Genomic DNA, 15,080 nt, shown 5'->3' with positions numbered 1-15,080 from the left:
CGGATGCCTCCCTCGGTGGAAAGCCCGTCGCGGTTTTCCACCCTACGTTTCTTGCTCGCCGAGGCTGCGATGGATTTCCTTCCGTTGTTTCATAAACTTCAGGGTCGCACCGTGCTGCTGGTTGGTGGCGGCGAGGTGGCCCTGCGCAAGGCGCGCCTGCTGGCGGATGCCGGCGCGACGTTGCGGGTGGTCGCGCCGCAGGTGCGTGACGAGTTGCGCGAGCTGGCCGGGCAGGGCGCCCATCGGCTGCTGCAGCGTGGCTACCAGGCCGATGACCTGGCCGGCATGGCACTGGTCATCGCTGCCACCGATGATGAGCCGCTGAATGCGCAGATATCCGCCCAGGCCCAGGCCCTCGGCATTCCGGTCAACGTGGTTGACGCGCCTAAGTTGTGCAGCGTGATCTTCCCGGCGATCGTCGATCGCTCGCCGTTGATTGTCGCGGTCAGCAGTGGCGGCGATGCGCCGGTGCTGGCACGACTGATCCGCGCCAAGATCGAAACCTGGATTCCGGCCACCTACGGCCAGCTGGCCGGCCTGGCCAAGCGCTTTCGTGCCCAGGTCAAGGGGCTGTTTCCCGATGTGCAGCAGCGCCGGGTGTTCTGGGAGGACGTGTTCCAGGGTCAGGTCGCCGAGAGCGTGTTTGCCGGCAAGCTGCACGAAGGCGAGCGCCTGCTCGAGGACAAGATCGCCGGCGCCGCGCCCCAGGCCCTCGGCGAGGTGTACCTGGTCGGTGCCGGTCCTGGCGACCCGGACCTGCTGACCTTCCGCGCCCTGCGCCTGATGCAGCAGGCCGACGTGGTGCTCTACGACAGGCTGGTGGCACCGGCGATCATCGAGCTGTGCCGGCGTGATGCCGAACGCATCTATGTCGGCAAGCGGCGCGCCGAGCATGCGTTGCCCCAGGAGCAGATCAACCAGCGCCTGGTGAGCCTGGCCAAGGAGGGCAAGCGGGTTCTGCGCCTGAAGGGCGGCGACCCCTTCATCTTCGGTCGCGGCGGCGAGGAAATCGAACAGCTGGCGGCCGAGGGCATACCCTTCCAGGTCGTACCCGGCATCACCGCGGCCAGCGGCTGCGCGGCCTATGCGGGCATCCCGCTGACCCATCGTGACCACGCGCAATCGGTGCGCTTCGTCACCGGTCACCTCAAGGATGGCAGCTGCGACCTGCCCTGGGCCGAGCTCGCGGCGCCGAGCCAGACCCTGGTGTTCTACATGGGCCTGGTCGGGCTGCCATTGATCTGCGAGCAACTGGTCGCCCATGGTCGGGCGGCGGGTACGCCGGCGGCGCTGATCCAGCAGGGCACGACCAGCAATCAGCGGGTGTTCACCGGCACCCTGGGCAACCTGGCGGACCTGGTTGCCCACCACGAGGTGCATGCGCCAACCCTGGTGATAGTCGGCGAGGTCGTGCAGTTGCGCGACAAGCTGGCGTGGTTCGAGGGCGCCCAGGCTCAGGATTGAGCCTGGGGCACTGTCTGCAGCGCATGCCTCAGGGGCGCTGCCAGATCCCTCTGCCGGGCAGGCGCGCGCGGTCATGCTGGCGATCGAGGTCGAGCATCGGTCCTTTGGGTACAACGCCGGTCGGGTTGATGGTGGTGTGGCTGGCGTAGTAATGCTGCTTGATGTGGCGAAAATCCACGGTTTGTGCGACCCCCGGCCACTGGTACAGCTCGCGCAACCAGTGGGACAGGTTGGGGTAGTCCTCGATGCGCCGCAGGTTGCACTTGAAGTGGCCGTGATACACGGCATCGAAGCGAATCAGCGTGGTGAACAGTCGCCAGTCGGCCTCGGTGAGGTATTCGCCGGCCAGGTAGCGGCGCTGGTCGAGTAGGGCGTCCAGTCGACCCAGTTCACCGAACAGCTCATCGAAGGCCTCCTCATAGGCCTGCTGGCTGGTGGCGAAGCCGGCCCGGTACACGCCATTGTTGATCGCCGGATAGATGCGCTGGTTGAGTGCATCGATCTCGCCACGCAGCGCCGGCGGGTAGAAATCCAGGGTGTTGCCGGTGAGGTCGTCGAAGGCCGAATTGAACATGCGGATGATCTCCGCCGATTCGTTGTTGACGATGCATTGCTGCTGCTTGTCCCACAGCAGTGGCACGGTGACTCGCCCGCTGTAGTGCGGATCGTCGGCGGTGTAGCGCTGATGCAAGAACTCGAGCCCATCAAGCGCATCGCCGGTGGAGCCATGCTCAGGGTCGAAGGTCCAGCCGTTGTCGCGCATCAGCCAGCTGACCACGGAAACGTCGATCAGCGCCTCCAGGCCCTTGAGTCTGCGCAGGATCAGGGTGCGATGGGCCCAGGGGCAGGCCAAGGATACATACAGGTGGTAGCGCCCGGCTTCAGCGGCAAAGACGCCTTCGCCACTCGGCCCAGGGGCGACGTCGGCGGTGATCCAATGGCGCCGCTGGGCCTTCTCGCGCTTGAACTGGCCGTCTTCGCCCGTGTCGTACCACTGGTCTCGCCAGCGCCCCTCGATCAGCAGTCCCATCGCTCGCGTCCTCTTCTCCGGAAAGTAGAGACTCAGTCTATCGGGATGCTATCGATATAAAAGCGCAAATAACTGCCAGTATATATCGTTCAGTTAGATACTTATCGTGCGTCCCAGCGGCGCTCGGCCTCTACGAAGGCCTCCTCACGCGCCATCCCCAATGCGCGCAGGCCCAGCGCCATGCTGCTCAGAACGGCCAGGCGGCCATAGGCATCGTCCGCTTCGCCACGCCAGAACGCCTGCAGATGTGCGGGCTCCAGGCGCTCCGGTTTGACGTGGCGCTGCGCCGACAGCGGTGGCCAGTCCTCGTCCCAGTTGACTCCATCGGCGGTGCCATAGAGGTGGCTGGTGGCGTCGGGGTTGACCTCGATCTCGCCGCCTTCGCCCTTGATCACCAGGGCACTGTCGCCGAGCAACTGGCTGGCCTCGCGATGCACCGCCTGGTAGCCGGGATGGAAGATGCTCTGCAGGCCGCAGCGCGCGCCAAGCGGATTGAGAATCCGTGCCAGGGAATGGATCGGCGAGCGCAGGCCGAGGGTGTTGCGCAGGTCGATCATCCGTTGCAGCTGTGGCATCCAGGCGCCGAGCGGCATAAAGGCCAGTCGCCTGTCCTCTAGGGCCTGCTCGACCGCGGCCCAGTCGTGGCACAGGGGAATGTCGAGAAGGCCGAGGAACTGCTCGCTGTACAGGCGCCCTGCGGTGTGTGCGCCGCCGCCGTGCATGAGGATGCGTACCCCGCTCTGTGCCAGGGCCTTGGCGGCCAGCAGGAACCAGGGCAGGTGGCGCTTCTTGCCGGCATAGCTGGGCCAGTCCAGATCCACGGCTATGGAAGGGGGTTGCAGGCGCTCGCGGATCGCCTCGGCGAAGCCCGCCATCTCCTCGGCGCTTTCCTCCTTGTGCCGCAGCAGCATCAGGAAGGCGCCGAGCTGGGTGTCCTCGACCTTGTCGTCAAGGAGCATGCCCATGGCCTCGCGGGCCTCTGCGCGGGTCAGGTTGCGCGCGCCGCGCTTGCCCTTGCCGAGGATGCGGACGAACTGGGCGAAGGGGTGTTCCGGTGGGGCGACTAGGTTCATAGGCAATTCGTCGGTCTGGGCAGGCCCGCCAGCTTGGCGGCGAGTTTGGCGGGAGCGCCTTTGAACAGGAGGTTGAGGTGCAGGCTGTTGCCTTTCTCCGACCCGAGCTTGAGCGCCACGTACTTGATCAGCGGGCGATTGGCCGGCGACAGCTGGAACTCGGCGTAGAAGGCACGCAGCAGATGGAGGATTTCCCAGTGCTCGGCCCCCAGGTGCAGCGCTTCCTCCCGGGCCAGGGCCTCGGCCACCGCTTCGGACCAGTCCGCCAGTTCGACTAGGTAGCCATCCTTGTCCAGCGCGATGGAGCGGCCGTCGACTATCAAGTGCTTCATAGCCAGCTATTGACCTTGTCGAAGCGGCAGCTAAGTTCGACGAACTGCGGGTAATCCACCGCCTGCACGCGCGCAGGAGGCTTGATGGCGCGGGCCTCGAGGTCTTCGAGCAAGGCGAACAGGCCGACGCATTCGGGAGCCTGCTGCAGCGCTTCGCACGGTGCACTGGCTGGCTGCAGGGCATACACCGCATCGCCGCACAGCAGCAGGCCGTCGGAGGGGCCGAGCAGGCGCAGGCAGCTGGTCAGGCGGTTGTCGCCGAAGGGCGAATGGGAAAGGACGTGCAGGGTAGCCATCAGAGGGTAATCACCTGATCGTAGCGGTCGATAAGTGCCCTCAGGGCCTCGTCATCCAGTGCCTCGACGGGCAGTGCCAGCGCCTGATCGGCCAGGCCGCGCTCCCGCAGGCTGTGCGCCGAGGCGTACAGCGACTCGATGCCGAACATCGGCAGCGCCTGCAGGTTGGCGCCCAGGTCCTTCTGCTGCAGGACCTTGGGCTGCTGGGCACTGGCCAGCTGGAATACGCCGTCATCGAGGAACAGCAGGGCGATCGGCAGGTCGTAGGCGCCGCCGGCTAGGGCGATGTCCAGCGCCTCGCGGGCGCTCGGCCCGGCCCACGGCGCCTGGCGGCTGATGATCAACAGGGACTTGCTCATGTCATGGGCCTCCGAAGCACACCAGGCGATCGGCCATCTGCGTGGCCTCATGCAACTGGCCGAGGCCCGACAACTCCCAGGGGGCGCTCAGATTGGCGGCGTTGCGCTCATAGCGCTGGGCTTCTTCGTCGTTCAGCACCCCCCGGCGCAGGGCTGCGGCGATGCACACCACCGCGTCCAGCTGCTGCGTACGGACCAGCTCGCGCCACTCGGCGGGCAGGTCCGGTTCATCCTGGGCGCTGACCGGGTTGCTCGACGCACTGTGCACGCCGTCCTGATAGAAGAACAGGCGCACGATCTCGTGTCCGCCGGCCAAGGCGGCCTGAGCGAAGCGCAGGGCACGACGCGAGGAGGGTGCGTGGGGGGCGGAAAACAGGGCGATGGCGAATTTCATGGGCAGGCCAAGCGGGGAAATCTGGCGGAATGATAAAGCTTGCGCGCGCAAGATGCTCGCCGCAGGCATGAAAAAGCCCGCCGAAGCGGGCTTTCGTTAGGCTTTGCCGGCTTAATCGTCGCCCATCAGGCCGAACAGTTGCAGCAGGCTGACGAACAGGTTGTAGATCGATACATACAGGCTGATGGTGGCCATGATGTAGTTGCGCTCGCCACCGTGAATGATCGCGCTGGTCTGGAACAGGATGCAGGCCGAGGAGAACAGCACGAAGCCGGCGCTGATCGCCAGTTGCAGGCCGCTGATCTGGAAGAAGAAGCTGGCCACCACGGCGCCGAGCAGGACGAAGAATCCAGCGGTGATGAAGCCGCTGAGGAAGCTCATGTCCTTGCGCGTGGTCAGTACGTAGGCGGACAGGCCGCAAAATACCAGTGCGGTCATGGAGAACGCCGAGCTGACCACTTCCGCACCGTTGGCCATGCCCAGATAGCGGTTGAGGATCGGTCCCAGGGTGTAGCCCATGAAACCGGTCAGGGCGAGGGTGGACACCAGGCCCCAAGGCGAGTTGCGCAGCTTCGCGGTAAGGAAGAACAGGCCGTAGAAGCCGATCAGCACCACGAAGATATTCGGGTACGGCACGTTGGCGCGCTGGGCGAAAAAGGCCACCAGGCCGCTGAAGGCCAGGGTGATGGCCAGCAGGCCGTAGGTGTTGCGCAGCACGCGGCTGACTTCTTGTTGCTCAACCTGTGAGTGGCTGAGTGCGTAATCTTGTTCGCGCATGGCGACACTCCTTCAGTGGCTTGGGGTTCCGTAAACAGCGTTGAGAAGGATCATAACAGAGCATTTGACGGTGCCAAGCCAGAGAGTTTGACAGTGTGTTGCGTTCGGGTAAGATTGCCGCCCGAAAGAAGCCGGAAGCGTGGCAGAGCGGTTGAATGCAACGGTCTTGAAAACCGTCGAAGGGGAAACTCTTCCGTGAGTTCGAATCTCACCGCTTCCGCCAAATTATCGAGAACCCCTGATGCCCTTCGGCTCAGGGGTTTTTCGTTTCTGCGATATCCCGAGTGCTCCTCCAGCCCTGCTGCATCTGCAGGCCGTGCCAACCCCTCCGGGCCGTTACCGCGGCGAATGGCCGCTTCATAGTCCTTCTGACAGAGTTGTCTCATGGCGAAGCGAGTGTCGATGGTGTCTGCGAAGGGGGGCGCACGTGTGATGCGCGTTCCCGTGGTGATGGGCGATGTGGTGTCTTGCATGAGCATCGCCATGCGGGGCGGCACTTGGATGGCTTTGTCCGTGATATGTGCAGCCACCCAGGATCAGCAGCGCCATAGCCAGGCTCAGTAGTGCAATGCGATCGAGCATAGAGATAGCGCCTTTTTTTCCTGTTTTGGTGCGCTGGCATTCAGGGAGCTCCCGCGCGGCGTAAGGGCAGGTCAGCGGGCTTGAATAGTTGGGTAAAGCTGCGGCGCGGCGAGCTTCGAACTTCGGCCTGGGCTGCTTGACCCCAATCTGGGCCCATCTCTCGACTCAAGAGTGTCGCGATGGGGCACCAGTGAAGATTCCGCGCTTTCTGGTGGTAGGTCTGTCAGTCCGCGCGCCCAAAGCCGATCAATCAGCCGAGCACTGCTTGCCGCTGGTTTCACTTGTCGACGCCGTTACTGAATCTCAGCAAGGTTAAAATAAATGCACTAAAAACAAGGTTTTACAGGCTTGTCTAATGAGTGCGTGGGTTGGGTGTCGACTCCTTGACAAGGACCGGTCGTGATCCTTTAGTTAGCAATGAGGGAGGGATGATGTGTCAGGTTCTTCGCGAAGGAGAGGGCGCGAGTAAACCACGGGATAATGTGTTGGGAGATTGTTATGGGCGGGGTTCTACATATCCTAGACAGCAGGCAATCTCGTCGTGAATTCATCCTGTCGATTCGCCTGCATGGCCCACCTCGTTTGTGATCCGTAGCCCCAGGCGGCTGCCGTGCCACTCCTACGCCTCGCAGTTTCGCGGCAAGCCTTTAGCCGATTGTCGCGACTGAGGCCGGTGTGGCCACTCAATCAAGCAATAAACATCCATGTTTCTGCGGTCAGGCGGAGGGGTGTTTCATGCTGCCTCGATTTGGGGTGGCGGTGCTGGAAATGCTGATGAGGACCAAGCCATGAAGACCCGAATGCTCGACAGCGTGGACAGGCTGGAAGCGGGAGCATGGAAGATTTCCATTCGCTCTGAGGGGTGGGAACCCCTACCTGAGCTTCCTGACGAGTTGTCCGACGGCAAGCAAAGGCGCTCCTTTCTCAAGCTCACGGCTGCGGCGATGGCCGCGCCCTTGCTGTTCGCTTCCGCCGCCAGCGAGGCCCGGCGCAGGCGCCGGGGGCGCGACCCGGAGCCCGAGCCAGAGCCTGAGCCGGAACCTGGCCCAGTTGCACTGCCGCCGAGCCCGCCGAGCGTTCCCTGGGTGGAGGAACTACCGGAAGAGCCGCCTATTCTGCAGTCGGTAACCCTCGATGACCCGGAGCCCACTGGCGCCCCGCAGGAGATTAGCGGCGAATGCGGACGTGAGCACCATCAGCGCTGGGCGGAGCTGTATGCCACGCCGCGGCAGTACCCGCCTGCGCACTACCTGCTGAGCGTCGAGGAGAACGACGGCTGGGAATTCAATCCGGCCTATCCGAAGCAGCGCATCTGGGGCTTTACCGGCGACTCCGACAAGGCGACCACTCCGGGGCCTACCATCTTGGCGCGCTATGGCCAGCCGGTGGTGGTGCGCTTCCAAAACAACCTGCCGCAGAATCATGTCGGTTTCGGCTCGCCGGAAATCTCCATGCATCTGCACAACGCCCACGTCGGTTCGGAGAGCGACGGCTTCCCCGGCGACTATTTCAGCCCGGTCAAAGCAGGGCCGACCCTGGCCGCACCGGGGCGATGGAAGGATCACTTCTACTCGAATATCTACGCCGGTTACGACGAGATGCAGAACGGTATTGGCGACCAGCGCAACGCTCTGGGTACCTTGTGGTACCACGACCATACCTTCGACTTCACCGCGCCCAACCTCTACCGCGGCCTGGCCGGCTTCTATCTGTTGTACGACCATATCGACTCGGGTGATGAGCGCGATCCAAGCCCCACGGCCCTGCGCCTGCCAAGCTACCCCTACGACTACCCATTGAGCTTTGGCGACCGCCGTTTCGACGCCAACGGCATGCTGGTCTACGACCAGGTTGGTCCGGATGGCACCCTGGGCGACAAGATCGCGGTCAACGGCAAGATCGAGCCGGTGCTGCGGGTGGCGCGGCGCAAGTATCGTTTCCGCCTGCTGGATATCGGCCCGAGCCGCATCTACCAGTTTTTCCTGACCCGAACCAACGGTGTGTCACAGACGTTCGACTACATCGCCAATGATGGCAACCTGCTGCCAGCGCCGTTACGCAATCAGGTTAGCGTGCGCATTGCCGTGGCCGAGCGCGCCGACATCGTCATCGATTTCTCCCGGTACTCGATTGGCACCGAGCTGTATCTGTCCAACCGTCTGCAGCAAACCGAGACGCGACGGCACGAAGGGCTTGGCGCCGCTACTCCGGTGCTCAAGTTCATCGTCGATCGAGAACCGGACGAGCAGGATCTGAGCCAGGTGCCGAATGTGCTGCGTGAGCTGCGGCCGCTGGACCCCGCGGAGATCGCCGCCGCACCGGTGCGGCGTTGGGTGTTCGAGCGCAAGAACGGCATGTGGGCGATCAATGACCGGTTTTTCGATCCCAATCAGCCGCGGGCCGTCATTCCCAAGGGTGGCGCCGAGGTCTGGGAACTGGTGAACATCGACAACGGCTGGGACCACCCCATCCACATCCACTTCGAGGAGGGGCGCATCCTCAGCATGACCAAGGACGGCGTCGCGGTTCCGGTTCCGTCGCATATGCAAGGGCGCAAGGATGTCTATGTACTCGAAAGGATGTCGAGCATCCGGGTGTTCCTGCGCTTCCGCGATTACGTCGGCAAGTACGTGATGCACTGCCACAACCTGATCCATGAGGATCACGCCATGATGCTGCGCTGGGACATCAAGGAAGACGACTAGTCGCCGAGCCTGGAGGATATGCCATGAACACGCGAAGAAAAGTACTGGCCGGCATGGGGGCGGTAGCCTTGGGCGGGTTGCTCTGGCAGCGTTTCCCGGTTGAGGCGGAAAGCATCATCGATGTCGCCGGCGAGGCCGACGGTGTTGACGACAGCTACTTCCCCAACGTCCCGCTCTATACCCATGAGGGCGAGCAGGTACGTTTCTACGACGACCTGGTGCGAGGCAAGATCGTCACCGTCAACATGATGTACGTCGACTGCTCTGGCGCCTGCCCGACCATGACGTCCAACCTGCGCCGGGTGCAGGAGCTGCTGGGCGAGCGCCTGGGCAAGGACGTGTTCATGTATTCGATCACCCTGCAGCCAGCGCTCGACAGACCCGAGCATCTGCAGGAGTACGTCAGGCAGCAGCGGTTGCTGCCCGGGTGGAAGTTCCTCACTGGCGAACCCGCCGATGTAGAGCGATTGCGCTTCGGCCTGGGCTTCTATGATCCCGACCCGGAAGTTGATCGTAACCTGGCCACCCACACCGGCATGCTGCGTGTGGGCAACGACCGCAACCAGCGCTGGACGATGGCGCCGGCCCTGGCCAACCCGGAACGCATCATCAGCACCATCAACCATGTCGATGGCGCCATGGTGCATACCGCTTACAAGGGCAATGAGGCTACCTCTCGCCTGGGCTAGAAGGCGAGCGAGGTAACTGCCTGCTCTCGTCGTGTCCAGGCGGGGAGGAATCGTTAAACAGTGGGCTCGGAATAACGTCGCAGGGAAGTGCTTGGGCCTCGTTAGAGGGCAAGCGTCATGAAATCCACATCGACCAAGCAGGACAAGGTCAAGGGGGCCATTGACTCAGATAGCGACCATGTGCCGGAGGGGGGCGCCGGCACGTCGGCGCCAGAGGGCGAGGTGAACGGCAGGCGCGGCTTCATTAAGGGCGCGGCAGTGGCCCTGGCGGCGCCGCTGCTGCTGAGCGCCAAGGGCAGCGGTAAGAGGCGCGAGGCGGACGAGGAGCGGGCGCCGGGCAACCGACCGGCCAAGAGCCCGCCGAGTATCCCCTGGCAGATCGAATTGCCTCTGGCCTTTGACCCGTTTGCGCCAGTGGTGCTCGACCCGTTGCCGATGGAGCAGGCCAATACGGCAGCCGGTGAAGCCGGTCGCGACGATCATCAGCGCTGGGATGAGTTGTATGTGCGCCCACGCGAATATCCGCCGACTCATTACGAGCTGAGCGTCGAGGAGAATCCCGCCTGGCTGTTCAATCCGGCCTATCCGCCGCAGCGTATCTGGGGTTTCGCCTATGGCGGCAAAGCCGCGACCTCGCCGGGACCCACCCTGGTCGCGCGCTACGGCCAGCCTACCATCGTGCGCATCCACAATCGTCTTCCGCGGGAGCACAAAGGGTTCGGCACGCCGGAGATCTCCACTCATCTGCACAATGCCCACACGGCTTCGGAGAGCGACGGCTTTCCCGGGGACTACTACAGCGCGTTCAAGGCCGGGCCGACCCTGGCCGCGCCCGGGCAATTCAAGGATCACTTCTACCCCAATATCTACGCCGGTTACGACGAGCAGCAGAATGGCATCGGCGATCCGCGCGAGGGCCTGGGCACGCTGTTCTACCATGACCACACGATGGACTTCACCGCGCCGAACCTGGTCCGCGGGCTGTCTGGCTTCTACCTGCTGTTCGACCATATCGACTCCGGCAACGAACTCGACTCCAGCCCCAATGCCTTGCGCCTGCCCAGCTACCCTTATGACTACCCGCTGGACTTCTCCGACCGGCTGTTTGACCGCCACGGCATGCTGTACTGGGATCAGGTCGATCCGGAGGGCGTGCTGGGCGACAAGGTCACGGTCAACGGTCGTGTCGAGCCGGTGTTGCGAGTGGCCGCGCGCAAGTATCGCCTGCGCCTGCTCAATGGCGGCCCGAGTCGCATCTATGAGTTCTACCTGGTCGATGCAGGCGGCGTGGTGCAAGCCTTCACCTATATCGCCAACGACGGCAATCTGCTCCCGGCGCCTTTGTTCAACCAGCATCGGCTGCGTCTCAGCGTGGCCGAGCGGGGCGATATCGTCGTGGACTTCGCCCGCTACCCGATCGGTACCGAGCTGTACCTGGTCAATCGCCTCGCCCAGGACGATACCCGCAAACCTGACGAGGTCGAGGCTCCGGGCGTGCCGGTGCTCAAGTTGATCGTCGACCGCTATCCGCCGCGCCAGGACCTCAGCCGGGTGCCGGCCGTGCTGCGTGAGCTGCGTCCCCTTGACCCCAATGTCATCGCCAATGCGCCGGTGCGCCGCTTCGAGTTCGAGCGGCGCAATGGCATGTGGGCGACCAATGACAAGTTCTTCAGCCCGCTGCGCAGCGCCGTCGATATTCGCCAGGGCGCGGTCGAGGTCTGGGACCTGGTCAATAAGTCGGGAGGCTGGTCCCACCCCATCCATATCCATATGGAGGAAGCGCGGATCATTGCCAAATTTCTCGATGGTATCGACCCTGAGGACGAAGTACCGGTGCCGCCGCATGAGCAGGGGCGTAAGGACGTATTTGCCTTGCCGCCGAACTCTAGGATCAAGGTACTGATCCGCTTTCGCGATTTTCTCGGCAGGTACGTAATGCACTGCCATAACCTGATTCACGAAGACCACGCCATGATGCTGCGCTTCGACGTGGTGCCTTATGCTCCGATGGGTTCCAGAGCTCCTGGGCCCGAGGAGGAACCCGCGTCAGGCGATAGCGGTAGCGACAAGGGCTCGAGGGACAGGCGCAGGCACAACCGTTAGCCGAGAGGGGGCCTTGGCCAACACTGTTTTTTGACGGTTGCTATTTGACTGCGCTGCACCAAACTAGGTCTGTCAGCCGCTTTTTTGATATGGTGAGCGGCGAAAAATAACGCCAATTCAGACTGCAGATTGCTGCGCATGGGGAGTCCGCTTGATTAGGGTGCTGGTGGTCGATGACCACGATCTGGTTCGAACAGGCATCACACGCATGCTGGCGGACATCGACGGCCTGCAAGTCGTCGGTCAGGCCGAATCTGGCGAGGAATCCCTGCAGAAGACTCGGGAGCTCAAGCCCGATGTGGTCCTGATGGATGTCAAGATGCCCGGCATCGGCGGCCTTGAGGCGACCCGCAAGCTGCTGCGCAGTCACCCTGACCTGAAAGTGGTGGCGGTCACTGCCTGCGAAGACGATCCGTTTCCCACTCGTCTGCTGCAGGCTGGTGCCGCCGGCTACCTGACCAAAGGCGCCGGCCTGGCCGAGATGGTTCAGGCCATCCGCCAGGTTTTTGCCGGCCAGCGCTATATCAGCCCGCAGATCGCCCAGCAGCTGGCCCTGAAGCCTTTCCAACCACAGGCCAATGCCTCGCCATTCGACCTGCTGTCCGAGCGCGAAATCCAGATCGCCCTGATGATCGCCGGTTGCCAGAAAGTCCAGAGCATCTCCGACAAGCTGTGTCTATCGCCGAAGACGGTGAACACCTACCGCTACCGCATCTTCGAGAAGCTGGCGATCACCAGCGATGTCGAGCTGGCCTTGCTGGCGGTGCGCCACGGCATGGTCGATGCCGTCAGTTGAGATGACCGCGCCATTCGACGCCAGCGCCTTTCTCGCCACATGCAGCGGTCGGCCCGGCGTCTACCGCATGTTCGATGGGGACGCCAGGCTGCTCTACGTCGGCAAGGCGAAGAACCTGAAAAAGCGCCTGGCCAGCTACTTCCGCAAGAGTGGTCTGGCGCCGAAGACCGCGGCGCTGGTCGGCAAGATCGCCCAGGTCGAAACCACCATCACCGCCAACGAGACCGAGGCGCTGCTGCTCGAGCAGACGCTGATCAAGGAGTGGCGGCCGCCTTATAACATCCTGCTGCGCGACGATAAGTCCTACCCTTACGTGTTTCTCTCCGATGGCGAGTTTCCGCGCCTGGGTATTCATCGCGGCGCGAAGAAACTCAAGGGCCGCTATTTCGGCCCCTATCCCAGCGCCGGTGCGATTCGCGAGAGTCTTGGCCTGCTGCAGAAAGCCTTTCTGGTGCGCCAGTGTGAGGACAGCTACTTCAAGAATCGCACGCGCCCCTGCCTGCAGTACCAGATCAAACGTTGCAAGGGCCCTTGTGTCGGGCTGGTCGATCCGGCGGAATACGCCGAGGACGTGCGCCACTCGGTTATGTTTCTCGAGGGCCGTAGCAATGCCTTGAGCGATGAACTGTCCGTGAGCATGCAGCAGGCCGCGATGGCGCTCGACTTCGAGCGCGCAGCCGAGTTGCGCGACCAGATCGCCCTGCTGCGTCGCGTACAGGACCAGCAGAGCATGGAGGGCGGCAGTGGCGACGTGGATATCGTCGCCGCCATGGTCAATCCCGGTGGGGCCTGCGTGCACCTGATCAGCGTGCGCGGCGGGCGGGTGCTCGGCAGCAAGAACTTCTTTCCCCAGGTGGCGATCGAGGAGGAGGGCAGCGAAGTGCTGCTGGCCTTCCTCGCCCAGTACTACCTGAGCAGTCAGGAGCGCGATCTGCCCAGTGAGCTGATCGTCAACGCGCTGCACGAGGACTTCCCAACCCTGATAGCCGCCATCGCCGAGGCGCGAGGTCGCGAGCTGAGCATCAGCCACCGCGTGCGCGGCACCCGGGCGCGTTGGCAGCAGCTGGCGGTGACCAACGCCGAGCAGGCCCTCGGCGCACGCCTGGCCAATCGCCAGCACGTGGCCGCGCGCTTCGAGGCTCTGGCCGAAGCGCTGGACTTGGATGAATTGCCGCACCGCCTGGAGTGTTTCGACATCAGCCACTCCAGTGGCGAGGCCACGGTGGCGTCCTGTGTGGTATTCGGTCCCGAAGGCCCGTTGAAGTCGGACTATCGCCGCTACAACATCGAAGGTGTCACCGCCGGCGACGATTATGCCGCCATGCATCAGGCGCTGACCCGGCGCTTCAGCAAGGTCAAGGATGACGAGGGCAAGTTGCCGGATATCCTCCTGGTCGACGGCGGCAAGGGGCAGCTGGCCATGGCACGGGAGGTGCTGGAGGAGTTGGCGGTTCCCGACTTGGTCCTTCTCGGCGTGGCCAAGGGCACGACCCGCAAGCCCGGGCTGGAAACCCTTTACCTGAACGATGCGGCCCATGAGTTCACCCTGCCAGGCAATTCGCCGGCATTGCACCTGATCCAGCAGATACGCGACGAATCCCATCGCTTCGCCATAACCGGGCACCGAGCCCGCCGCGGCAAGGCCCGGCGCACCTCGAGCCTGGAGCAGGTCGCCGGTGTGGGGCCGAAGCGCCGGCGGGAGCTGCTCAATCACTTTGGCGGTTTGCAGGAATTGACCCGCGCCAGCGTCGAGGAGATTGCCAAGGCGCCGGGGATCAGTAAAAAGCTCGCCGAGTCGATTTATGCCGCATTGCACAGCGAGTAGAATGCCGACTCACCTCGCAGCCCAGTTGTGCCGATGAATATCCCCAACCTGCTTACCGTGCTCCGCGTCCTGCTGATCCCGATCTTCATACTGTTGTTCTACCTGCCTTTTTCGTGGAGCTATTGGGCTGCCAGCGGCGTGTTCGCCTGCGCTGCGGTGACCGATTGGCTCGATGGCTACCTGGCGCGGCGCTGGGAGCAGAGCACTCCCTTCGGCGCCTTCCTCGATCCGGTTGCCGATAAGCTGATGGTGGCTGTCGCCCTGGTCCTGCTGGTGGCCGAGCACGCCAACCTGTGGCTGACGCTGCCGGCCGCCATCATCATCGGACGGGAAATCGTCGTGTCGGCCCTGCGCGAGTGGATGGCCGAACTGGGGGCTCGCGCCCACGTGGCGGTGTCCAGTCTGGCCAAGTGGAAGACCGCGGCACAGATGGTGGCGCTGATTATCCTCTTGGCGAATCCACCATCGTTTACCCTCTGGGTCGTGCTCGGTTACGTGTTGCTGGTCGTCGCGGCAGTGCTGACCCTGTGGTCGATGCTGCAATATCTGCTGGCAGCCTGGCCGCACCTCAGCACCACTGCCGAAAAGAAATAAACTTTTTCGAATCAAGGGGTTGACGGGACGTCATGAACCTATAGAATGGCGCCCGTCACCA

The 15,080-nt window shown here is 63.4% G+C and carries 14 protein-coding genes and 1 tRNA gene; 8 read left to right on the top strand and 7 right to left on the bottom strand.

From position 1 onward, the window contains the following. Positions 1 to 69 precede the first annotated feature (69 nt). Positions 70 to 1,464, top strand: coding sequence for a siroheme synthase CysG (cysG, locus tag ACSX1D_RS11440; RefSeq protein ID WP_439858643.1), 1,395 nt, complete (start codon positions 70 to 72; stop codon positions 1,462 to 1,464). Positions 1,465 to 1,492: 28 nt separating this feature from the next. Here cysG and ACSX1D_RS11435 read toward each other — a convergent pair whose 3' ends face one another. From ACSX1D_RS11435 to ACSX1D_RS11405, 7 genes are all read right to left on the bottom strand, one after another. Next, positions 1,493 to 2,494: a glutathione S-transferase family protein gene (locus tag ACSX1D_RS11435; RefSeq protein ID WP_439858642.1), complete on the bottom strand. Its 1,002-nt coding sequence runs from the start codon at positions 2,492 to 2,494 to the stop codon at positions 1,493 to 1,495. Positions 2,495 to 2,595: 101 nt separating this feature from the next. Further along, on the bottom strand, positions 2,596 to 3,567 hold the full coding sequence (locus ACSX1D_RS11430; RefSeq protein ID WP_439858641.1) for a glycosyl transferase family protein: 972 nt from the start codon (positions 3,565 to 3,567) through the stop codon (positions 2,596 to 2,598). Then, positions 3,564 to 3,899, bottom strand: a complete 336-nt coding sequence (locus ACSX1D_RS11425; RefSeq protein WP_439858640.1) for a TusE/DsrC/DsvC family sulfur relay protein — start codon at positions 3,897 to 3,899, stop codon at positions 3,564 to 3,566. The genes ACSX1D_RS11430 and ACSX1D_RS11425 overlap by 4 nt, the downstream gene beginning before the upstream one ends. Then, complete coding sequence (tusB, locus tag ACSX1D_RS11420; RefSeq protein WP_439858639.1) at positions 3,896 to 4,195, bottom strand: sulfurtransferase complex subunit TusB; 300 nt, start codon at positions 4,193 to 4,195, stop codon at positions 3,896 to 3,898. The genes ACSX1D_RS11425 and tusB overlap by 4 nt, the downstream gene beginning before the upstream one ends. Then, positions 4,195 to 4,554, bottom strand: a complete 360-nt coding sequence (gene tusC, locus ACSX1D_RS11415; RefSeq protein WP_439858638.1) for a sulfurtransferase complex subunit TusC — start codon at positions 4,552 to 4,554, stop codon at positions 4,195 to 4,197. Before tusC ends, tusB begins: the two co-directional genes overlap by 1 nt. Position 4,555: 1 nt before the next feature. Then, entirely contained in the window at positions 4,556 to 4,948 is a 393-nt protein-coding gene (gene tusD, locus ACSX1D_RS11410; protein WP_439858637.1) for a sulfurtransferase complex subunit TusD, read from the bottom strand. Between the two features lie 111 nt (positions 4,949 to 5,059). Next, on the bottom strand, positions 5,060 to 5,725 hold the full coding sequence (locus ACSX1D_RS11405; RefSeq protein WP_439858636.1) for a Bax inhibitor-1/YccA family protein: 666 nt from the start codon (positions 5,723 to 5,725) through the stop codon (positions 5,060 to 5,062). A gap of 133 nt (positions 5,726 to 5,858) precedes the next feature. Here ACSX1D_RS11405 and ACSX1D_RS11400 point away from each other — a divergent pair. From ACSX1D_RS11400 to pgsA, 7 genes are all read left to right on the top strand, one after another. Beyond that, positions 5,859 to 5,948 (top strand) — tRNA-Ser (locus tag ACSX1D_RS11400). A 1,444-nt stretch (positions 5,949 to 7,392) separates the two neighbouring features. Further along, positions 7,393 to 9,012, top strand: a complete 1,620-nt coding sequence (locus tag ACSX1D_RS11395) for a multicopper oxidase family protein (protein ID WP_439858635.1) — start codon at positions 7,393 to 7,395, stop codon at positions 9,010 to 9,012. 23 nt (positions 9,013 to 9,035) lie between these two features. Then, positions 9,036 to 9,701 (top strand): SCO family protein, encoded by a 666-nt coding sequence (locus tag ACSX1D_RS11390; RefSeq protein WP_439858634.1) that lies wholly within the window; start codon positions 9,036 to 9,038, stop codon positions 9,699 to 9,701. 117 nt (positions 9,702 to 9,818) lie between these two features. Then, a complete protein-coding gene (locus ACSX1D_RS11385; RefSeq protein WP_439858633.1) occupies positions 9,819 to 11,804 on the top strand; it encodes a multicopper oxidase family protein in 1,986 nt (661 codons plus the stop codon). Positions 11,805 to 11,955: 151 nt separating this feature from the next. Next, complete coding sequence (gene gacA / locus ACSX1D_RS11380; RefSeq protein WP_439858632.1) at positions 11,956 to 12,600, top strand: response regulator transcription factor GacA; 645 nt, start codon at positions 11,956 to 11,958, stop codon at positions 12,598 to 12,600. A 1-nt stretch (position 12,601) separates the two neighbouring features. Further along, positions 12,602 to 14,425: an excinuclease ABC subunit UvrC gene (uvrC, locus tag ACSX1D_RS11375; protein WP_439862311.1), complete on the top strand. Its 1,824-nt coding sequence runs from the start codon at positions 12,602 to 12,604 to the stop codon at positions 14,423 to 14,425. A 33-nt stretch (positions 14,426 to 14,458) separates the two neighbouring features. Beyond that, entirely contained in the window at positions 14,459 to 15,019 is a 561-nt protein-coding gene (pgsA, locus tag ACSX1D_RS11370; RefSeq protein WP_439858631.1) for a CDP-diacylglycerol--glycerol-3-phosphate 3-phosphatidyltransferase, read from the top strand. Positions 15,020 to 15,080 lie beyond the last annotated feature (61 nt).

Source organism: Pseudomonas sp. MBLB4136, from assembly GCF_051904765.1.
Classification (GTDB): domain Bacteria; phylum Pseudomonadota; class Gammaproteobacteria; order Pseudomonadales; family Pseudomonadaceae; genus Aquipseudomonas.
This window is presented reverse-complemented; position numbering and strand designations above follow the sequence as displayed.